Source organism: Streptomyces sp. NPDC021212 (assembly GCF_044332925.1).
Classification (GTDB): Bacteria; Actinomycetota; Actinomycetes; order Streptomycetales; family Streptomycetaceae; genus Streptomyces.
This window is the reverse complement of the sequence record NZ_JBIRPZ010000019.1, coordinates 65839-84553: the sequence shown is the minus strand read 5'-3', so window position 1 is coordinate 84553 and position 18715 is coordinate 65839. Positions and strand designations below refer to the sequence as shown.

At 68.2% G+C, this 18715-nt stretch carries 20 protein-coding genes and 1 pseudogene; 13 read left to right on the top strand and 8 right to left on the bottom strand.

The window, feature by feature from the left end; translation table 11 throughout:
• Positions 1-87: 87 nt before the first annotated feature.
• The 5 genes from ACH4SI_RS37060 to ACH4SI_RS37040 are packed head-to-tail and all read left to right on the top strand — an operon-like array spanning position 88 to position 4918.
• Positions 88-1191, top strand: coding sequence for an ABC transporter ATP-binding protein (locus ACH4SI_RS37060; RefSeq protein WP_398303792.1), 1104 nt, complete (start codon positions 88-90; stop codon positions 1189-1191).
• On the top strand, positions 1188-1829 hold the full coding sequence (locus tag ACH4SI_RS37055; RefSeq protein ID WP_398303790.1) for an ABC transporter permease: 642 nt from the start codon (positions 1188-1190) through the stop codon (positions 1827-1829). The genes ACH4SI_RS37060 and ACH4SI_RS37055 overlap by 4 nt, the downstream gene beginning before the upstream one ends.
• A 1-nt stretch (position 1830) precedes the next feature.
• A complete protein-coding gene (locus ACH4SI_RS37050) occupies positions 1831-2508 on the top strand; it encodes an ABC transporter permease (protein WP_398303788.1) in 678 nt (225 codons plus the stop codon).
• Between the two features lie 16 nt (positions 2509-2524).
• A complete protein-coding gene (locus ACH4SI_RS37045) occupies positions 2525-3460 on the top strand; it encodes an ABC transporter substrate-binding protein (RefSeq protein WP_398303786.1) in 936 nt (311 codons plus the stop codon).
• A gap of 6 nt (positions 3461-3466) precedes the next feature.
• Positions 3467-4918, top strand: a complete 1452-nt coding sequence (locus ACH4SI_RS37040) for a purine-cytosine permease family protein (protein WP_398303785.1) — start codon at positions 3467-3469, stop codon at positions 4916-4918.
• On the opposite strand, the gene ACH4SI_RS37035 is transcribed toward ACH4SI_RS37040, so the two are convergent.
• Both ACH4SI_RS37035 and ACH4SI_RS37030 read right to left on the bottom strand, forming a co-directional pair.
• A complete protein-coding gene (locus ACH4SI_RS37035) occupies positions 4887-5825 on the bottom strand; it encodes a hypothetical protein (RefSeq protein WP_398303784.1) in 939 nt (312 codons plus the stop codon). The genes ACH4SI_RS37040 and ACH4SI_RS37035 overlap by 32 nt on opposite strands.
• A gap of 79 nt (positions 5826-5904) precedes the next feature.
• Positions 5905-6963, bottom strand: coding sequence for a GlxA family transcriptional regulator (locus tag ACH4SI_RS37030; protein ID WP_398303782.1), 1059 nt, complete (start codon positions 6961-6963; stop codon positions 5905-5907).
• Positions 6964-7047: 84 nt separating this feature from the next.
• Between ACH4SI_RS37030 and ACH4SI_RS37025 the strand changes: the two genes are divergently transcribed.
• Entirely contained in the window at positions 7048-7923 is an 876-nt protein-coding gene (locus ACH4SI_RS37025) for an NAD(P)-dependent oxidoreductase (protein ID WP_398303780.1), read from the top strand.
• Positions 7920-8483, top strand: a complete 564-nt coding sequence (locus ACH4SI_RS37020; protein ID WP_398303778.1) for a pyridoxamine 5'-phosphate oxidase family protein — start codon at positions 7920-7922, stop codon at positions 8481-8483. The genes ACH4SI_RS37025 and ACH4SI_RS37020 overlap by 4 nt, the downstream gene beginning before the upstream one ends.
• 370 nt (positions 8484-8853) lie before the next feature.
• Here ACH4SI_RS37020 and ACH4SI_RS37015 read toward each other — a convergent pair whose 3' ends face one another.
• Positions 8854-9231, bottom strand: coding sequence for a hypothetical protein (locus ACH4SI_RS37015; protein WP_398303776.1), 378 nt, complete (start codon positions 9229-9231; stop codon positions 8854-8856).
• 135 nt (positions 9232-9366) lie between these two features.
• Here ACH4SI_RS37015 and ACH4SI_RS37010 point away from each other — a divergent pair, with 135 nt between their 5' ends.
• On the top strand, positions 9367-9684 hold the full coding sequence (locus tag ACH4SI_RS37010; protein WP_398303774.1) for an extradiol dioxygenase: 318 nt from the start codon (positions 9367-9369) through the stop codon (positions 9682-9684).
• 42 nt (positions 9685-9726) lie between these two features.
• Here the strand turns inward: ACH4SI_RS37010 and ACH4SI_RS37005 are convergent, their stop codons facing one another.
• On the bottom strand, positions 9727-9933 hold the full coding sequence (locus ACH4SI_RS37005; RefSeq protein WP_398303772.1) for a DUF397 domain-containing protein: 207 nt from the start codon (positions 9931-9933) through the stop codon (positions 9727-9729).
• A gap of 11 nt (positions 9934-9944) precedes the next feature.
• Positions 9945-10250, bottom strand: a complete 306-nt coding sequence (locus ACH4SI_RS37000) for a hypothetical protein (RefSeq protein ID WP_398303770.1) — start codon at positions 10248-10250, stop codon at positions 9945-9947.
• A gap of 15 nt (positions 10251-10265) precedes the next feature.
• On the opposite strand from ACH4SI_RS37000, the gene ACH4SI_RS36995 reads away from it, so the two are divergent.
• The gene (locus ACH4SI_RS36995; protein WP_398303768.1) at positions 10266-11018 is read left to right on the top strand and encodes a hypothetical protein; all 753 of its coding nucleotides are present in this window, start codon (positions 10266-10268) and stop codon (positions 11016-11018) included.
• A 40-nt stretch (positions 11019-11058) separates the two neighbouring features.
• On the opposite strand, the gene ACH4SI_RS36990 is transcribed toward ACH4SI_RS36995, so the two are convergent.
• Both ACH4SI_RS36990 and ACH4SI_RS36985 read right to left on the bottom strand, forming a co-directional pair.
• A complete protein-coding gene (locus ACH4SI_RS36990; RefSeq protein WP_398303766.1) occupies positions 11059-11367 on the bottom strand; it encodes a hypothetical protein in 309 nt (102 codons plus the stop codon).
• Positions 11368-11833: 466 nt separating this feature from the next.
• Positions 11834-12340, bottom strand: a complete 507-nt coding sequence (locus tag ACH4SI_RS36985) for a winged helix-turn-helix transcriptional regulator (protein ID WP_398303764.1) — start codon at positions 12338-12340, stop codon at positions 11834-11836.
• A gap of 108 nt (positions 12341-12448) precedes the next feature.
• Here ACH4SI_RS36985 and ACH4SI_RS36980 point away from each other — a divergent pair, with 108 nt between their 5' ends.
• The 4 genes and pseudogenes from ACH4SI_RS36980 to ACH4SI_RS36965 form a co-directional block, all read left to right on the top strand.
• Positions 12449-13234: an SDR family oxidoreductase gene (locus ACH4SI_RS36980; protein WP_398303762.1), complete on the top strand. Its 786-nt coding sequence runs from the start codon at positions 12449-12451 to the stop codon at positions 13232-13234.
• A gap of 25 nt (positions 13235-13259) precedes the next feature.
• Positions 13260-13619, top strand: coding sequence for a nuclear transport factor 2 family protein (locus tag ACH4SI_RS36975; RefSeq protein ID WP_398303760.1), 360 nt, complete (start codon positions 13260-13262; stop codon positions 13617-13619).
• Between the two features lie 632 nt (positions 13620-14251).
• Positions 14252-14779, top strand: a complete 528-nt coding sequence (locus ACH4SI_RS36970; RefSeq protein WP_398303758.1) for a DUF6879 family protein — start codon at positions 14252-14254, stop codon at positions 14777-14779.
• Positions 14780-15133: 354 nt separating this feature from the next.
• A pseudogene (locus ACH4SI_RS36965) lies at positions 15134-18238 on the top strand (Tn3 family transposase); the annotation flags it as partial.
• Between the two features lie 193 nt (positions 18239-18431).
• On the opposite strand, the gene ACH4SI_RS36960 reads toward ACH4SI_RS36965, so the two are convergent.
• Entirely contained in the window at positions 18432-18698 is a 267-nt protein-coding gene (locus tag ACH4SI_RS36960; RefSeq protein ID WP_398303756.1) for a hypothetical protein, read from the bottom strand.
• Positions 18699-18715: the final 17 nt, after the last annotated feature.

Sequence of the window (18715 nt, the reverse complement as noted above, 5' to 3'; positions counted from 1 at the left end):
AACCGTCGATTAACGCAGACCTATTGACTTCTATTCACTCGACTACGACTGTGCATGACTATATGCAGACAGGGCAAGGGGAAGCGGATGATCAGCTTCAAGCACGTCAGCAAGCACTACCCGAACGGCACCACTGCCGTCGACGATCTCACTCTCGAACTACCCGAGGGCGACATCACCGTCCTGGTCGGTACCTCCGGCTGCGGCAAGACCACCACGCTCCGGATGGTCAACCGCATGGTCGAGCCGAGCAGCGGCACGGTCAGTGTCGGCGGGCGTGACATCCTCAAGGCCGACGCCGCCGAGCTGCGGCGCGGCATCGGCTATGTGATCCAGCAGGCGGGACTCTTCCCGCACCGCACGATCATCGACAACATCGCGACCGTCCCGCTGCTGCTGGGCTGGGGCCGCCGCAAGGCGCGGGCGCGCGCCGCCGAGCTGCTGGAGCTGGTCGGGCTGCCCGCCGGCTCCGGCAAGCGCTATCCGCACCAGCTCTCCGGCGGTCAGCAGCAGCGCGTCGGCGTGGCCCGCGCACTGGCCGCGGATCCGCCCGTGCTCCTGATGGACGAACCGTTCGGTGCGGTCGACCCCGTCGTCCGCACCCAGCTCCAGAACGAGCTGCTGCGGCTCCAGAGCGAGCTGCGCAAGACGGTCGTCTTCGTCACCCACGACATCGACGAGGCCGTCCGTCTCGGCGACCGGATAGCGATCTTCCGTACCGGCGGCCATCTCGTCCAGTGCGCGCCCCCGGCCGAGCTGCTGGCGGCCCCCGCCGACGACTTCGTGGCGGGCTTCCTCGGCGCGGAGCGCGGGCTGAAGCTGCTCTCGCTCTCCACGCTCGCCGACGTTCCGCAGGAGCCCGCGCCCTCCGACGGCGACAGGGCCCGCTGGCGGCTGGTCACCTCCACCCGCGGCGAGCCGCTGGGCTGGCGCGACACCGAGGGCCCGGACGGCGACGAGGCCCCGCTGGTGCCGGTGCGCCCGCTGCGCGACACCGACTCGCTGCTGGCCGCCCTCGACGAATCGCTGGCCTCCCCCGCCGGGCTGGTCGCCCGGGTGGACGCGGACGGCGTGCTGACCGGGGTCACCGGGCGCGACCGGATCCACGAGCACGCGGGCCGCCGCCACGCGGAGGCGGGCCGTACGTCCGCATCCCAGGCTCCGGACCCCGACGCGAGCGTGACCGCATGACCGTCGACTGGGGCTGGTTCCCCGACCATGTGGACGACCTCACCACGCTCACGTTCGACCACCTCTCCACCGCCTTCCCGGCCGTCCTCTTCGGCCTGCTGATAGCGGTGCCGCTGGCCGTCATCGCGCATCGCGTACGGCCGCTGCGCGGCGTCCTCCTCGGCATGTCGAACGTCCTCTTCACCATCCCCTCCATCGCGATCTTCGTGCTGCTGCTGCCGATCACCGGCCTCACCCGCACCACCGCGATCACGGGCCTCACGATCTACACGCTGACCGTGCTGCTCCGGAACACCGTCGAGGGCCTGGACAGCGTCCCCGCCAAGGCGCGCGAGGCGTCCACCGCCATGGGCGCGCGCCCGCTGCGCACCCTGCTCACGGTCGAGCTGCCGCTCGCCTTCCCGGTGATCATGGCGGGCGTACGGGTCTCAACCGTGATGGCGATCTCCCTGGTCAGCGTGGCCAGCTACATCGGATACGGCGGCCTCGGCCAGCTGTTCACCGACGGCTTCCAGCGCAACTACCCCACCCCGGTCGTCGCCGGAGTCGTCCTGTCCCTGCTGCTCGCACTGGTCGCGGACGCCGTCCTGGTCGCCATCCAGTGGCTGTGCACCCCCTGGCTGAGGAGGCGTGCCTGACATGATCGAACTGCTTCAGAACCTCGGCCGCTGGCTGACCAGCGGCGCCCAGTGGTCCGGGCCCGACGGCATCGCGACCCGCCTCCTGGAACACCTCCAGTACTCGCTGCTGGCCACCCTCGTCGCCGCCGTCATCGCCCTTCCCGTCGGGCTGCTCATCGGCCACACCGGGCGCGGCGCGTTCCTCGCCATCAACCTCTCCGGCTTCGGCCGCGCGCTGCCCACCGTCGGCCTGGTCACCCTGGTCTTCCTGGCCAGCGGGCTGAGCATGTGGCCGGTGTACGTCTCGCTGGTCGCCCTCGCGGTCCCGGTCATCGTCACCAACACCTACGCGGGCATGGCCGCCGTCGACCCCGAGGTCAGGGACGCGGCCCGCGGCCAGGGCATGCGCTGGCACCAGGTCCTCTTCCAGGTCGAACTGCCCCTGGCCCTCCCCCTGATCATGACCGGGCTGCGGCTGGCCTGCACCCAGGTCGTCGCCACCGCCACCATCGCCGCGTACGTCAGCTTCGGCGGCCTCGGCCGCTACGTCTTCGACGGGCTCGCCCAGCGCGACCTGGTGCAGGTCCTGGGCGGGGCGGTGCTCGTCGCCATCCTGGCCATCGCCCTGGATCTGGCCCTGGCCTCCGTCCAACGCCTGCTCTTCCGCAACCGCCCCGCCCCCTCCCAAGCGGCCTGACACTTACGGAGACCCCATGAACCGCAGGAAACTGCTCGGCGGCCTGCTCGCCGGCGCCTCCGTGCCCACCCTCGCCGCCTGCAGCGGCGGCATCACCTCGCTCAAGGGCGACGGCGCCGGCGGCGGGGGCGGCGGCAGCAGCGCGGGCGGCCTCGTCATCGGCACCGCCAACTTCACCGAGAACCAGCTCCTCGGCTACCTCTACGCCGAGGCGCTGGGCGGCGTCGGCGTCAAGGCGAGCGTCCGGCCCAACCTCGGCTCCCGCGAGATCGTCCTCCCCGCCCTCCGAGGGGGCGACATCGACCTGCTCCCCGAGTACCAGGGCAATCTGCTGCTCTACTTCGACGACAAGGCCCCCCAGACCCAGGCCGGCGACCTCCAGAACGCCCTGACCGTCGCCCTCCCCGCCGGGCTCGAAGCCCTCTCGTACGCGGCCGCCGAGGACAAGGACGTCTTCTGCGTCACCGGCGAAACCGCCGACAAGTACGGCCTGCGCAGCTTCTCCGACCTCAAGAAGCAGAACGGCAAACTCGTCTTCGGCGGCCCCGCGGAGGACAAGAACCGGGTCGTCGGCCTGGTCGGCCTCAAGAAGCGCTACGGCGTCACCTTCAAGGAGTTCAAGGCCCTCGACGCCTCAGGGCCCCTGGTCAAGGGCGCCCTGAAGAAGGGCGACGTCGACGTCGCCAACCTCTTCTCCACCGACCCCGACATCGAGGGCAACGGCTGGGTCATCCTCGCCGACCCCAAGGCCCTCATCCCCGCCCAGCACATCGTCCCCGTCATCCGCAGCGCCAAGGCCGACGCCAAGGTCCGCAAGGCCCTGGCCAAGCTCGGCGTCGCCCTGACCACCCATGAGCTGGCCAAGCTCAACAAGCTGGTCGACAAGGAGAAGAAGGACCCGGACGAGGTCGCCGCCAACTGGGCAGCCGACCACGGCCTGACGAAGAAGTAGCGGCGCATGCCCACACCCTTGGTCGAGCAGCGCTCGATCGACGTCGTCCCCGACGCTGAGCGCCATGGCACCGCCTTCAGCCAGTTCACGTTGTGGCTCGGCGCGAACCTCCAGATCACCGCTGTCGTGACCGGCGCCCTGGCCGTCGTCTTCGGCGTGGGCGCCTTCTGGGCGACCATCGCCCTGCTGGTCGGCAACGTCCTCGGCGGAGCCGTGATGGCACTCCACTCCGCCCAGGGGCCACGGCTCGGCCTCCCCCAAATGATCTCCTCCCGGGCCCAGTTCGGGGTCCGTGGCGCGATCGTCCCGCTGCTGCTGGTCATCGTCATGTACGTGGGCTTCTTCGCCAGCGGCAGCGTGCTGGCAGGCCAGGCCGTCGGCGAACTCACCCACCTCGGCGACACGGCCGGCATCGTCCTCTTCGCCCTCGTCACCGCCGTGGCCGCCGCCGTCGGCTACCGCCTGATCCACACCCTGGGCCGGATCGCGGGAGCCGTCTGCGCGCTGGCCTTCGTCTCCTTAAGCATCCGGCTGCTGGACCGCGCCGACCTGGCCGCCCTCCTCCACGACCGGAGCTTCGACTTCCCGCTCTTCCTCCTCGCGGTGTCGCTCTCCGCCTCCTGGCAGCTCGCCTTCGGCCCGTACGTCGCCGACTACTCCCGCTACCTGCCGCGCACCACCTCCGCCAGGGCCACCTTCGGCTGGACCCTCGCGGGCACCGTCCTCGGCTCCCAGTGGTCCATGACCTTCGGCGCCCTCGCGGCCGCCGCGGCCGGTGACGCCTTCGTCGGCCACGAGGTCAGTTACGTCGTCGGCCTCGGCGGCGGCGCGGCCGTGATCACCTCACTGCTCTACTTCGTCATCGCGCTGGGCAAACTGACGATCAACGTCCTCAACACCTACGGCGGCTTCATGTCGCTGGTGACCAGCGTCAGTGGCTTCCGCGGCCGCACCACCCTCTCCCCGCGCGGCCGGGCCGCCTACATCGCCGGGATCATGGTCGCGGGCACGGCGGTCGCCCTCCTCGGCAAGGACAGCTTCCTGTCCTCCTTCAAGGACTTCCTGCTGTTCCTGCTGACCTTCTTCACTCCGTGGAGCGCGATCAACCTGGTCGACTACTACGCCATCGCGCGCGAACGCTACGACATCCCGGCCCTCAGCGACCCCCACGGCCGCTACGGCGCCTGGCGCTGGAAGGCCCTGTCCGCCTACGCCCTCGGCGTCCTCGCCCAACTCCCCTTCCTGTCCACCACCTTCTACACCGGCCCCTTCGTCACCCCTCTCGGCGGCGCCGACATCTCCTGGCTCATCGGCCTCGCCGTCCCCGCCGCCCTCTACTGGCTCCTGGCCCGCCGCGACACCGAACACGTCCCGGACCGCATGATCCTTCCCCCGGAACGGACCCCGGCGGTCCGTACCACGCGGGTTACGTGGGTCGGAGAGTTTCCAGATAAGTGAGACGGCTGGTATCGCCATGCTCGCAGGTGAAAACGTGGAACTCCCGGCGCCCAGAAGGCTTGAAGTGTTCGCGATCCCGACCCTTCAGGCCTTTAGGGGCATCCGACGCGCAGACCGCGTCCACCACTTTCTGGAACGTCGGCCTTGCTTGGGCCCAGTTCGCATATTGCCCGTTCGGGGAGAACAGGAATCCTGACACCGCGCCGGAGGGAACGCCGAGCGTCTGGATCTCGGTGTTGTCCAACCGCTCCCCGGGAGAGCCCTGTTGCCTTTCCTTCATTTCCGCGAGGAGCCGCTTGAGCTCCTCACGTGCCTCACCGGAGGACCTGCTCTCGGAGCCCTCCGGAGCGAAGTTGTTACTTGCCCGGTCATTACTGGAGATTTCGAGGAACCGGCTTCCCTCGCCGTCCATGAAGGCCTCCGGATCCGCCATCGTGCCCATGAAGCGCGACATCGGCGGAGCGGCGGTTTCGGGGTCGAAGTGCATCTTGAAGAAGTTCGGCACGAGATCCTGATGCAGCAGAGACCACTTCGTCAGCCCACCGTGCTGGCCCGCCTCGTTTCGCCCCCGAGAGGCTTCCGGGGTTCTCACATCGTCGCTGGTGAACTCATAGGGGAGGTTGTTCCACTGCACGCTCCGAACCAACACGCCCCCCTCTCCTGCCTTGCGCATCAGGTCCTGCGCCTCGGAAGGAATGGCTCCGGCTCGGGCCTCCTGGGCACCCTCCGGGGCACGCTGGACGGCATGCAGGGCCGCCACCGCCGCGGCGTTCCCCGCACTCCGCTGGATCGCCTCCATCGCCGGAACGGGTGTTTGGTGCCGTCGCACCGGGGTGTGGTCAGCGGTCGCCCGGACGGCACGCTTCTCGTTCTCGGCTTTGGTAGGTTTCGGCGCGCGACTGTGCATGCCCAGATGATCGCCGTGACATCGGCTGCGACAAAGACCGTCGGGACAGCGGCGCGATCACCTTCGACTGCCCGTCCGGTCATGGACAACGCGGACGCGTTCTGTCAACACATGGCTCGGTCGATCGTTCGGAGTTCCTGGCAGAGGGGGCTTGCTGCGGCTGTCGGGGGAACGCGCTTCGGTAGTCGCTCGGGGAAATGCCGATCTGCTTGAGGAAGTGGTGGCGTAGGTTGTTCGCGGTGCCGAGGCCGCTGAGCTTCGCGATCTTCTCCACCGGGAGATCGGTTGATTCGAGCAGGCTCTGCGCTTGGGCGAGACGCTGGTTGAGCAGCCACTGGAGTGGAGTCGTGCCGGTGGCCTGTTGGAGGCGCCGGTAGAAGGTTCGTCGGCTCATCATGGCGCGCCGCGCCAGGTCGTCGATCGTCAACGGCCGGTCGAGGCGGGCTCGTGCCCAGTCCAGCACGGGTGCCAGCCCTTGATCGTCGGTCACGGGCACCGATAGGTCGATGAACTGTGCCTGACCGCCGGGCCGGTGCGCGGGCACGACCATCCGGCGGGCCAGCTGGTTGGCGACGTGCGCGCCGAGATCGCGACGGACCACATGCAGGCAGAGGTCCAGCCCGGCTGTCATCCCGGCGCTGGTGAGCACGTCGCCGTCGTCCACGTAGAGCACGGTGTCGTCGACGCGTACCTTCGGGTATCGCTCGGCCAGCTGGACGGTGTGCATCCAGTGTGCGGTGGCGCGGCGGCCGTCAAGCAATCCCGCCTCGGCGAGGGCGAAGGCACCGGTGCACAAGGACACCATCCGGGCGCCCGCGTCGTACGCGCTACGCAGCGCTGTGACCAGCTCGGGCGGCACGGGCTTGCCCTCATCGACAACGTCTTCCGGCACCGACGACACGATGACGGTGTCGGCGCCGACGATGTCGTCGAGCCCGTAACGGGTACGCAGCGCGAACCCCGGGGCAGCTGCCCCGGCCCGCTCGGTGGTCCGGCACATCCGCAGGTCGTACCAGGGGTCGGCGAGGTCGGGCTGCGGCACCCCGAAAACCGTGGCGGGGATGCTGAGCTCGTACAAATCCCAGAACGAGACGCCGATCTCCGCGGGCACGACGAGAGCAACCGAGCCGGCATTCATAACCGCCATCGTATGGCACGAATTTGGTGGTCACGGTCACTGGTGCCACTGGCGGCACTTGTCTCGCGTCACGAGTCTGGACGCATGAGCACAACACCTGAACCGGTCACCGTCATCGGCCTGGGCAACCTGGGCCGCGCGCTGGCCGAGACGTTCCTGCACAACGGCCATCCCACGACGGTCTGGAACCGTTCCGCAGCCAAGGCGGAGACACTCATCGCGGGTGGCGCGACGGCAGCGGCCACGGCTGCCGAGGCGATCGCGGCCAGCGAACTCGTGCTCGTCGCCCTGCTGGATCCCACGGCTGCCCAGGAGGTACTGGTCGGCGCGGCCGACGCCGTTCGCGGGCGCGCACTGGTCAACCTCACCTCCGGCGGCCCGCAGGACGCACGGGAACTCGCCGGCTGGGCGGCCGAGCATGCGGCGCAGTACCTCCACGGCGCCGTGTATGCGGTGCCACAAACGATCGGTACCACGGAATCGTCGGTCAACTACAGCGGTTCGGCAGCCGTCCACCAACGCTGGCAGACGCAGTTGGGCCTGCTGGGAAAGGGCACTTTCCTCGGCACGGACGCCGGTCTCGCCTCGGGCTACGACGTGGCCATCCTCGCCGGGATGTACGGCATGCTGGGCGGCTTCCTGCACGCCACGGCGATGGCGAAAGTCGCCGGAGTCAGCGCCACCGAGCTCACCCCCATGCTGGTGTCCTGGCTGGCGGATTCGTTCCCTGCACTGTCCGCTTTCGCCAAGGAGATCGACAGCGGCGACTACACCACCGAAGAGTCAAGTTTGGCCATGAACCAGGCCGGGCTGGACACGATCATCCAGGCCAGCCAGTCGCAGGGTGTCCCGGCTGCCACCCTTACCCCGCTCAAGAAGCTGATCGACGAGCAAGTCGCAGCCGGCCACGGCGCAGCCAGCCTCGCGCGCGTCGTCGAATCGCTCAGGAGTGCGGCATGAGCTTGGCAGTCCTCGACTTCAACGATCTGGAAGCCGAATTCAACGCCTACATCGGAGCCATCAACTACGCCACGATGGTCACGGTCGATGCCAAGAACCGCCCGCGGACCCGCGTGCTCATCCCGGTGTGGGAGAAGGTCGACGGTGATCCGCTCGGCTGGCTCGCCACCTACCGGACCCCGGTCAAGGCGACGCACATAGCGGGCAACCCACACACCAACTTCTCCTACTGGGCACCAGGAAACAACTCGGTTGCCATCGACGCCGTCGCCGGATGGGACAACGCCTTGCCGATCAAGGAGCACGTGTGGGACCTCTACCGCAGGACCAGCCCGCGCGGCGCCGGCTACCATCTCGGCGACTTCTGGAAAGCGCCATCGGATCCGCAGCTGCACGTGCTTCGCGTGACGCCATGGCGCATCCAAGTAATCCGAGGCATCGACCTGCGCAGCCGAATCTGGCGGGCAGACCGTGCCCTCCAGGAACCCACGGACGTCGGAGGCCGACAGAAGGGGAGCGCCGACAGCGGTGCCCTAGATCAGGGATCCGATTGCCATTGAAATTGCGGATGTTGTCCACAGCCGTCGATGTGTCGGAGTGCGACACACCGATAACCCGCAATTTCTCAGGTGTGGCAACATCTGCATTGACGCTCGGCGGAGTGGTGGGGTTCGCGCCCACGGCAGCCGCAGAGCCCAATCCGCCCGGCTGCGAAAATGGGTACTTCTGCGCCAGGACGCGAACGGCAACGGGACGCTGCACACGGCGGGAAACTGGAGCGGACAAGCGGCTTTCATCAGGGTGTTCAACAACGGAACCGGCTGGTCGAGATCCGCAAGGATGCCGGACTCACGGGGGCGCGGCGGGCGTGGTTGCTCATGCGCGCGGCGGTCCGGGGACCAAGAGCCCCCGGACTCGCTGGACGCGCTGTCAGAAAATGCAGTAGCTCGAGGTGTAACCAATCTTGCCGTCCGGCAGGACGACGGAACGCCACCAGCCACGCTGCGGCCAGGTTTCGCAGTAGCCGTCAGGGAAGCGAGGCCCGTCGACCACCTGACCGGTCTGGTACTTGTGACCCTGGTAGATGGTTCCGGCGGTGCCGGAACCGAAGTCGGGAAGGTTGAAGATCTCGACGGAATAGCGGGCGGTCAGCCGGTCATCGTTCGTGGTGGCAGCGGCTGCGGGAGTCGCCGCCAAACCGCCGGCCATCAGTGCGGTCGCGGCTGCGAGACCAACCTGGCGGGTGATCTTGCGACGTGCCGCCGTTTTACTCAACCAACGCTTCGAGCCCATTACATCCTCGCGCATGTCGGATACATGGCAGAGCAGATCAGGAATCCACCGCTCAGAAGTCTTCCAGAACCGGGCGCCACTCCGGTGCCGCAACTCGATAGGATTACCAACGCGATTGATAACTGATTGACTATCGATGGGGAACCGGCGATGACGGCCGTCGAGAGGCAATCATCCTCACGCAACGCGATCCATGTCGACGCCGGAAATGGCTGGCTCATCTTCAAATCCCCACCTGCCGAAATGGCCGTGCACCCGACCGACCCGCAGGCCGACGGCGCCATCGGACTGTTCCTGATGTGCGACAGCCTCGCCGACACGGTCGCGGACCTGAAGGACAAGGGCGTCGATTTCACCTCGGAAATCACCGAACAGCGCTGGGGACTGGTCACCACCCTGGCCGTGCCGGGCGCGGGCCCGATCGGGCTGTACCAGCCACGACACGACACCGCCTACGACCTGGAGTGATCCGTATCGTTGGTGCGCCCGCACCCCCTCAATCCCGGCGCGTCACCGCGTGCGGGTGAGGTGGTCGAGTCCACCGCGCTTAGCGGTGCGTATGAACGTCCCGAGCGAGGCGGGAGTGATGGTGACGACCGCTGCGGGGTCGTCACTTTCGCGCACCAAGACCTTGCCGTCGGCGCACGCCAGCTCAACGCAGTTGTTGTCGGCGTGCCCGGAGAATGTCGCCTTCCGCCAGTTCACCTGATAGAGCATGACCATACCTTTCACAGTTCGTCAGCGATGCGCTTGATGAAATCCCGGGACTCCTCGATACCGAGCGAGAAGGTAACGGCCCGCTTGAAGAGCGCGCGGTAGCACACGAGTTGTGACTCCGCATCCAGAAGGAACAAGCCGTGCAGCGCGTCGATCTGAACGGTATCGAGCTTGGGCACAGGACCGTCCGCATAGAGCATGGAGTCGCCCGCCCCGCCGAAACCATCAGCGGCGAAGGGGATGACGAGCTCACCACCTGGTTCGAACTGAAGCTGTCCGGCAGCACCACCGCGCCGCGCGTCAAAGCGCGTCCGCACCGGTGGATACAGAGGATGGTGACGAAGGCGCTGCCCGCCCCGCGAACCTGGGCGGACCAGGGAAAGGACTCGCTCAGGTCCGTCACCCGTGCCGACGTCGTCGCCATCCTGCCCGACAGCGGCACCCCGCGCGTCGACATGCTCCAAGGCCTGCGGCACATCCTGCGACCGCTGAAGAACCGGCAGATCATCTTCACCGACCCCACCGCCCGGATCTTCTGCGGCATGCCGACCCCCACCATCCCCCTGCCCATCGACGTCGATGCCCTCCGCAAAGTCCTCCACGGCCAGGAGGTACCGCGGGCCGCCCTGGCCATCTGCCACGCCCTCACCTCCGGGCAACTGCGCAGCCTGAAGACCACCGACCTGCGCGACGGGCGACTGTTCCTGCCGAACCGGACTGTCCTGCTCGCGGACCCCGTGCGTATCCGCTTGGCGGCCTACCTGGACTACCGAAACCGCCGCTGGCCCCGCACCGCCAACCCCCACCTGTTCGTCTCCCAGACCACGGGCTGCGGCGTGGAGCCGGTCAGCCACGTCTGGATCAACGACGTGCTCGGCATGCCCACCAGCCGGCTCCGGGAGGACCGCCTCCTTCACGAGGCCCAGGCCACCGGTGGCGACCCCCGCCGCATCTGCGACCTGTTCGGCCTGTCCGTCGGGGCGGCCCTGCGCTACACCGGCACCATCGACCAACCTGGCCTCATCGAACACAGCCTCCGCAACGCAGGGCCATGCCGGAAGGCCCGAGTCGGCGACAGTGGTTGAACGGTGCGGTGACGAACCGTACCGCCGTGTCGATCTGTATTCAGCCCGAGGAGCCGTTCGTCACCTCTGGTTCCTGGAGCGACTTCCTGAGCCGCTCCGTGAGCCTGAGGTAGTCCTGCATCCACACCACGCCCAACTCCGCTACTTCCTCGTTGTCCGACAGAGCGAGCCAAAGATTATAGGCGGCCGTCGTCAGCCCGTGAGCGTTGGCGTGCAGCTCGGCGGAGGCTGCCAAATTTAGGGATGACAACGTCTGACGCATCGACGCAACTGCATCGGCGAGCGCATCAAGCTCCTGCTGCTGCGGAGCGAAGCCGGGGACCGTGCACCTGAGGACAGTCTCAGACACGGCGAGTGCACCTGTGAGGTACTGGAGTATGCGTCATGCCGGAGCTGACGCAACCACTGCTCATGTGCTGCCGCGCTTTGGCGATCGGCTTGGTAACGGGCTCCACGAAATGTAACCCAAGCAGCAACCGAGGCACCTGCTGCACCGATAAGACCTCCCCCTAACGCACCAATCAGTCCTGCGAGTCCCGCGTCCATGCCGTTGATCGTATGGGGTATGACTTGGGAAGGCCTCGGCTCAGGCCGCCTGAAGTCGTGGCATCGGTCACGCTGAGCTGCGAGGACATCGCGTTGATGGCGATTCTTGGAAACGACCGGTGTTGCTCTTCGCCCCACTTGATCTAGTTCATCAACGGCTCGGGATGCTTGGCATGCGTGGTGCTGGCAGCGATTCGGTGTTGCCTGGTCGATGAGGTACGAGGTACGTCCGGCACTGCACGCGGCTGTCCCGCCGGCTTGGGGCAGCCTTACCCCTCCGCGGGGGTGGTCGGTCGTGTCGCGTATCGGCGGCGCATGGCGTCGCTGGCCGCGGGACCTGCGGTGAACACGTAGGTGTCGCTGTCGTCGAGTCGGCGGCCGGTCTTGGCGTCGACGACGACGGGCTCGACTTCCTCGCCGCTGTGCGCGTCGATGAGGATCATGCTGCGTTCGGCCGGCGTGAGGCGGGAGTTGCCCCACGCGGCCAGGGCGAGGACCACCGGCCGGAGGGAGCGCCCGAGTTCGGTGAGGACGTACTCGTGGCGTACGGGGCTGGTCTGGTAGGGCCGGCGCTCCAGCAGTCCGTCGGCGACGAGGGTTTTCAGCCGGGTGGTGAGCATGCTGGAGGAGATGCCCAGGCTCTCCTGGAACTGGTCGAAGCGCGTGTGGCCGTCGAACGCGTCGTGGAGGATCAGCAGCGTCCACCACTCGCCTACGTGTTCCACCGTCGTGGACAGCGGGCACTCCCGGTCCTCCAGCCTGATCCGGCTTGCCATGGTGGCCATCCCTTCGGTTACTGCTAAAGTCGAAGTTAGTAGCTTCTATTTTAGCAGTAACGACGGGAGCGGTGCCTTCCGCGCCCGCACCCGGGAACGGAGCACACCGTGACCACACCCATCAGCGAATCCCTCGAAGGCCGCCGCGCTCTGGTCACCGGCGGCACCAAGGGCACCGGAGCCGCCATCGCCCGACGCCTCGCCCAGGCCGGCGCGACCGTGCTGGTCACGGCCCGCAGCCGCCCCGACGACGTCGAGGAGAAGGCGTTCATCACCGCCGACCTGTCCACCGCCCAGGGCGCAGCCCACGTGGCCGCCGAGGTGGACGCCCGCGTAGGAGGCGTCGACATCCTGGTCAACAGCCTCGGCGGGTCCGAGGCGCCGGCCGGAGGGTTCGCCGCGCTCGGCGAGGACGACTGGGCCAGGGAGCTGAACACGAACCTGCTGGCCGCCGTCCGCTTGGACCGCGCCCTCCTGCCGCACATGATCGCCACAGGTAAGGGCGTGATCGTGCATGTCACCTCGATCCAGCGCCGCATGCCGCTGTGGAACGGAACCCTGGCCTACGCAGCCGCCAAGGCCGCCCTGACCACCTACAGCAAGGGCCTGGCCAACGAGGTCGCCCCGCACGGCGTCCGCGTCAACACCGTCTCGCCCGGCTTCGTCCAGACCTCGGCCGCCGACAACCTCGTCGCCCGGATCGCCCACGACGCCGGTATCAGCCAGGAAGCGGCGCTGGGCCGGCTCATGGATTCCCTGGGCGGCATCCCGCTCGGCCGTCCCAACCGCCCCGAGGAAGTCGCCGAGCTCGTCGCCTTCCTCGTTTCCGACCGCGCCTCGGCCATCGTCGGCGCCGAACACGTCATCGACGGCGGCACCACCCCCACCGTCTGAACCCGCCACCACCCCAAGGAACGTCATGTACGACAACCAGCCCCAAACCATCAGCCCGGACGACCTGCCCGAGGTGATCACCCGCTACCTGACGGCGCACCGCGCCCACGACGTCGCCGCCGCGGTCGCGGCGTTCACCGACGACGCCACCGTGATCGACGACGGCAACACCTACGAGGGCACCCAGGCGATCGGGAAGTGGCTCAACCGATCGGCCACCGAATTCACCTACACCATCCACCTCACCGGCGCCCAGCAGACCGACGCAACCCGCTACATCGCCACCCACCACCTCGAAGGCAACTTCCCCGGCGGGACCATCGATCTGCGCTACCAGTTCACACTCCGCGACGGCCTCATCGAACAACTCGTCATCGAACCCTGAGTCCCTGCCGGAGCCACCCGTTGCCGCCTCACGCGAGGAGCCCGTTCGTTCCGGACCGCCGTTCCAGGCCGTCGTACCCAGCCACCCAACCACCTGGCCAGCCCTCAATTTCGGGATCAGTACGTACACACCTGGGGAGTCAAGGTGAGCAACTCCGAGGCTCTCCTCAGCACAGGGTGAGGAGATTCAAATATCGCCATCAGCGTAGGAGAGCCGAAGCGGTCCCATTACTGCGGCAAGATTTTGGCGCCAGTTCTCGGTCTGTTGTACCGACCCCCGGCCTCAAGTTCGGTGATTGCGGGCAAACCCACGTCCCCCCGGCTATGGTTACGGACTACACCACCGTCGGTTCGCCATAGAGCCCCCTTGGGAAAACTCGAACCCACGGCCTTTAGCCATGTCACTAAGGTTCGTTGACATCGACCCGGACACACCCAACGGGGGCTCGCCCACGGTCTGGCTCGAAGACGAGAAAGCAGAGATCGTCATTCAGGGGTGGCTGCCCGACCGGGAGATGCACACCGAGATCGCCGGAACCGAGTGGGTAGAGGGACACCCGATCGGCATTCCGGGTCATGAGGGCGTGGTCCGAATTCCCGTCAGGATGATCCCCTACCTGAGGAAGGTGTGCGATGACGCAGAGCGTGCCGGACTTTGCCGCCCTGCTGAGGAGCGCTGAGCACTCCGCGTGCCACCTGGAGATGCGCGACTCCTACATGGATGACCCGGTGTTCGCCGACTGGCGGGCGGGCAAGCCAGTCGAACGGCCCGAGGAGTACCCGCTCCCGCAGGAATACCAGGAGTGGGCCGGCCTGGTCCGCGAGACCGTCGCCAGGGGCGTCGTCATGCGCCGGGCGCGAGTCGTCTCCGAACCGGTGACCGACTACATCCGTTGGGAGCATGCGATCACCGAGCGGCACAATGTCGCGCTCGGCGAGCGGGTTCGCTGGCTGCCTCGGCGTCTCGCCTCTGATCTCGCCCTCCCGGGCAACGACCTGTGGCTGATCGATGAGCGCCGTGTCCTGTTCCACTGGTTCACTGGTGACGGCGAGTGGGCAGGACACGAATTCAACGAGGACCCGGCCACCGTGAAGATGGTGACGACTGCCTTCGAGGCGGTGTGGGACCGGGGCATTCCACACCACGACTACGCCGTCTGACCAACTTCACGGGTGGGGGAACCCATTCTGCATCCGGAGCTGCCCGGGGTGATCCGCATCGCCCGGCGCCTCGGGCTGACCGTCGGAGCCCACGCCTGGCCTCGCCGAGGCTCGCCGCCCGCAAGCTCGACGCGCTGGCGAAGACGATCGAGACCGCTCGCTCCTACGGCATCAAGGTGTCGGCCAACATCGTGGTCCCGAACCCCGACCATGTGGAACGCCGGCCTCGGGGATCAATCGGGACGTGGTTAGCGGTAAGGAACGATCTTGCTCGCTAGCACAGTGATCGTCCGGCCCGCTCGACTTCGACCGAAGATCGTATGAGGTGATCGGCTGGCGGATACCGTCCGCCGCGTGCCGATGGAGTTTCTGACGGATGAGCAGGCCGGGGCGTACGGACGGTTCGTTGAGGAGCCGACGCGCCCGGAGATGGAGAGGTTCTTCTACCTCGACGACGTGGACCGGCGGCTGATCGGGAAACGGCGGGGTGATCACAACCGTCTGGGCTTCGCGCTGCAGATGTGCACGGTCCGGTACCTGGGGCTCTTCCTGGAGGACCCGCTGGACGTGCCGTGGTCGGTGGTCGCGTACGTGGCCGAGCACCTGGGCGTGGAGGACCCGTCGGTGGTGAAGCGGTACACCGAGCGGCAGATGACGGCGTACGAGCACGCCTGGGAGGTCCGGGACGCCTACGGCTACCACCAGTTCGAGGACGCGGCGTGGGGCCGGCGGTTCCGCACCTTCCTGCACGGGCGGGCCTGGACGCACGCCGAGGGGCCGGTGGCGCTGTTCAACCAGGCGGCGGGGTGGCTGCGGCGAAACCGGGTGCTGCTGCCCGGGGTGTCAGCGCTGGTGCGGCAGGTCGCGGAGGTCCGGACGGTCGCGGAGCGACGGCTGTACGCCACGGTGGCCAACGCCGCCCGGCGGGCGGACCCCTCGCTGCCCGCTGACCTGGTGGCGCTGCTGCAGGTGCCGGAGGGCCGTCGGATCTCGGAACTGGAGCGGCTGCGCCAGCCGCCGACGCGCACGACCGGCACGAGCATGGCGAAGGCGCTGGAGCGGGTGGACGAGATCTCCGGCTTCCGGCTGGGCCGGGTGAGGCTGGACAAGGTGCCGCCGAACCGGCTGGCGACGCTGGCCCGGGTCGGACTGGGGTCGAAGGCGCCGATCCTGGAACGCGCCCGGGAGCCGCGCCGCACCGCGCTGCTGACCTCGGTGGTGCGGCATCTGGAGGCCTCCGCGATCGACGACGCGCTGGACGTGTTCTCGCTGCTGATGCAGGTGAAGCTGCTGAACGTGGCGAAGCGGGCCACGGATAAGGAGTGGCTGGCCTCCCGGCCCCGGCTGGCGAAGGCGTCGCGCACGGTGCAGGCGGTGTACCGGCTGTGGTCTGAGCAGCTGGACCTGGTCGCCGAGGCCGGCGCCGACCTGGACGCGGCGGCGCTCTTCCTGGCGCTGGAGACCGAGGTCGCGCCGCGCGCGGAGGTCGAGGCGGCGGTGCGGCTGCTGGACGAGCTGCTGCCGCCGGGCGACGACGAGGCGGAGGCGGAGATGCGCCGCCAGCTGGCCGGCCGCTACAGCACGGTGCGCCCGTTCCTGTCGCTGCTCGGCGAGTCGAGCGCGCTCAGGGCGGCCTCCGGGGGGCGGCGGGTGCTGGAGGCCGTGAAGCGGCTGCCCGCGCTGGCGCGGCGCAAGGTGAAGACCAAGCCGCTGCTGCCCCGGGAGATCGACCAGAAGCTCGTGCCGCCGGCCTGGAAGAAGGCGGTGTTCTCCAACCCCGATCTGCCGGTCGGCGCGGTGGACCGCGACGCCTACGCGGTGTGCGTGCTGGAGCAGCTGCACAAGGCGCTCGGGCGCCGGGACGTGTTCGCCTCGCCGTCGAACCGCTGGGCCGACCCGCGGGCGCGGTTGCTGGACGGCGCGCAGTGGGAGGCGGTCCAGGCGGACGTGCTGCACGGGCTGAGCCTGGAGGAGCCGGTGGCCGAGCACCTGGCCGGACGGGTGCGGGCGCTGGACGCGGCCTGGCAGCTGATGGCCGAGCGGCTGGAGGAGGCCGGGCAGGACGCGAAGCTCTCCTTCGAGGTCCAGCCCGGCGGCCGGCTGAAGCTCAACGTCGACCGGCTCGGCGCGCTCGGCGAGCCGAAGTCGCTGCGCTGGCTGCGCAGGACCACCGCGGCGATGCTCCCGAAGATCGACCTGCCGGACCTGCTGTTCGAGGTCGACTCCTGGACCGGGTTCCTGGACGCCTTCGTGCACCTCGGGGACGGCCGGACCCGGATGGAGAACCTGAAGACCTCGCTGGTGGCGCTGCTGGTCGCCGAGGCGTGCAACATCGGGTACACCCCGGTGATCGACGCCGACGAGGAGGCCCTGACCCGGGCCCGGCTGGTGCACGTCGACCAGTACTACCTGCGCGCCGACACGCTGGCCACGGCGAACGCGGAGCTGATACGGGCCCAGGGGCGGGTGCCGATCGTCGCGCACTGGGGCGAGGGCCTGCTGGCGTCGGTGGACGGGCTGCGGTTCGTGGTGCCGAAGCGGACGATCAGCGCGGGCGCTTCGCCAAAGTACTACCACTTCAAAAGGGGTATTACATGGCTAAATGTCGTAAATGACCAGGTTGCCGGGATCGGGCAGATGGTAGTGCCGGGCACCCCGCGCGACTCGCTGTTCATCCTGGACACCCTGCTGAACCTGGACGGCGGGGCCCGGCCGGAGATGGTGGCGACCGACAATGCCTCGTACTCCGACATGGTGTTCGGGCTGTTCTCGATGCTCGGCTACAACTTCTCCCCGCGGTTCCGGGATCTGACCGACCAGCGGTTCTGGCGCGCCGAGCTGCCCGGGGTGGCCACCAGCGGGTACGGATCACTGGAGCCGCTAGCCCGCAACAAGGTCAACCTGGGCAAGGTGACCGTCCACTGGCCGGACATGCTGCGGGTGGCCGGCTCCCTGGTGACCGGTCAGGTCCGCGCCTACGACCTGCTGCGGATGTTCGGCCGCGAGGGCCGCCCGACCCCGCTCGGGCAGGCGTTCATGGAGTACGGGCGGATCGCCAAGACCCTGCACCTGCTGCGGGTGGTCGACCCGGTGGACGACACCTACCGGCGCCAGATGAACCGTCAGCTCACCGTCCAGGAGTCGCGGCACAAGCTCGCCCGGGACATCTGCCACGGCAAGCGCGGCCAGATCATGCAGGCGTACCGCGACGGCCAGGAAGACCAGCTCGGCGCGCTCGGCCTGGTGCTCAACGCCGCGGTGCTGTGGACCACCCGCTACCTGGACGCCGCCGTCGAACAGCTCCGGGCCCTGCCCGCCGACCAGCGCGAGCACGACGTCTTGGACGAGGACGTCGCCCGGCTCTCCCCGCTCAAGCATGCCAATCTGAACGTCCTGGGCCGCTACAGCTTCCGGCACTCCGGCCCGGCTGGCGGGACGCTTCGGCCCCTGCGCGACCCGACGCAGGCTGACCACGACTCGACTGCCGAGCCGAGATCGGGAGATCCGCACACGAAGGCCCCCCGACCTGCGGTAACGTCAGAACCCTGCCTATGTGCGGGCAGAACGCAGTCCTGCATCAGATGAAATTGCGGCCGCTTCCAAGGTGAGCCCACAAGCCGCCACGAGATGATCGAGTCCTGAAGGTGGCTGGTCAGGATGCGGTAGGCATCGCGCGGGCGAACGGCGCCAGGTTTCCGTGCAGGGCGGCGTGCAGGGCGGATGTGAGTTCGCGGGCCCGGCCCTCCTCTGCCACGTCGTGCAGTACGAAGTAGACCGGCCCCGCGGAGGAGTCCGAGCGGATCCCGCCGGCGCGGAGCAGCTGGAGGACCGCGGCGCGGACGGCGTCGTACACCGAGTCGACGACGGCGTGCTGCGGGGCGATGATCATGTCGGCCTTCACCGTCCAGTGCTCGCCCAAAGACTCGATGGCGACGA

What these genes read in the sequence shown, in the direction of transcription:
- ACH4SI_RS37060 (WP_398303792.1), top strand. Translation starts at nt 88, where the DNA reads ATGATCAGCTTCAAGCACGTCAGCAAGCACTACCCGAACGGCACCACT.
- ACH4SI_RS37055 (WP_398303790.1), top strand. Translation starts at nt 1,188, where the DNA reads ATGACCGTCGACTGGGGCTGGTTCCCCGACCATGTGGACGACCTCACC.
- ACH4SI_RS37050 (WP_398303788.1), top strand. Translation starts at nt 1,831, where the DNA reads ATGATCGAACTGCTTCAGAACCTCGGCCGCTGGCTGACCAGCGGCGCC.
- ACH4SI_RS37045 (WP_398303786.1), top strand. Translation starts at nt 2,525, where the DNA reads ATGAACCGCAGGAAACTGCTCGGCGGCCTGCTCGCCGGCGCCTCCGTG.
- ACH4SI_RS37040 (WP_398303785.1), top strand. Translation starts at nt 3,467, where the DNA reads ATGCCCACACCCTTGGTCGAGCAGCGCTCGATCGACGTCGTCCCCGAC.
- ACH4SI_RS37035 (WP_398303784.1), bottom strand. Translation starts at nt 5,825, where the DNA reads ATGCACAGTCGCGCGCCGAAACCTACCAAAGCCGAGAACGAGAAGCGT.
- ACH4SI_RS37030 (WP_398303782.1), bottom strand. Translation starts at nt 6,963, where the DNA reads ATGAATGCCGGCTCGGTTGCTCTCGTCGTGCCCGCGGAGATCGGCGTC.
- ACH4SI_RS37025 (WP_398303780.1), top strand. Translation starts at nt 7,048, where the DNA reads ATGAGCACAACACCTGAACCGGTCACCGTCATCGGCCTGGGCAACCTG.
- ACH4SI_RS37020 (WP_398303778.1), top strand. Translation starts at nt 7,920, where the DNA reads ATGAGCTTGGCAGTCCTCGACTTCAACGATCTGGAAGCCGAATTCAAC.
- ACH4SI_RS37015 (WP_398303776.1), bottom strand. Translation starts at nt 9,231, where the DNA reads ATGCGCGAGGATGTAATGGGCTCGAAGCGTTGGTTGAGTAAAACGGCG.
- ACH4SI_RS37010 (WP_398303774.1), top strand. Translation starts at nt 9,367, where the DNA reads ATGACGGCCGTCGAGAGGCAATCATCCTCACGCAACGCGATCCATGTC.
- ACH4SI_RS37005 (WP_398303772.1), bottom strand. Translation starts at nt 9,933, where the DNA reads ATGCTCTATCAGGTGAACTGGCGGAAGGCGACATTCTCCGGGCACGCC.
- ACH4SI_RS36995 (WP_398303768.1), top strand. Translation starts at nt 10,266, where the DNA reads ATGGTGACGAAGGCGCTGCCCGCCCCGCGAACCTGGGCGGACCAGGGA.
- ACH4SI_RS36985 (WP_398303764.1), bottom strand. Translation starts at nt 12,340, where the DNA reads ATGGCAAGCCGGATCAGGCTGGAGGACCGGGAGTGCCCGCTGTCCACG.
- ACH4SI_RS36975 (WP_398303760.1), top strand. Translation starts at nt 13,260, where the DNA reads ATGTACGACAACCAGCCCCAAACCATCAGCCCGGACGACCTGCCCGAG.
- ACH4SI_RS36970 (WP_398303758.1), top strand. Translation starts at nt 14,252, where the DNA reads ATGACGCAGAGCGTGCCGGACTTTGCCGCCCTGCTGAGGAGCGCTGAG.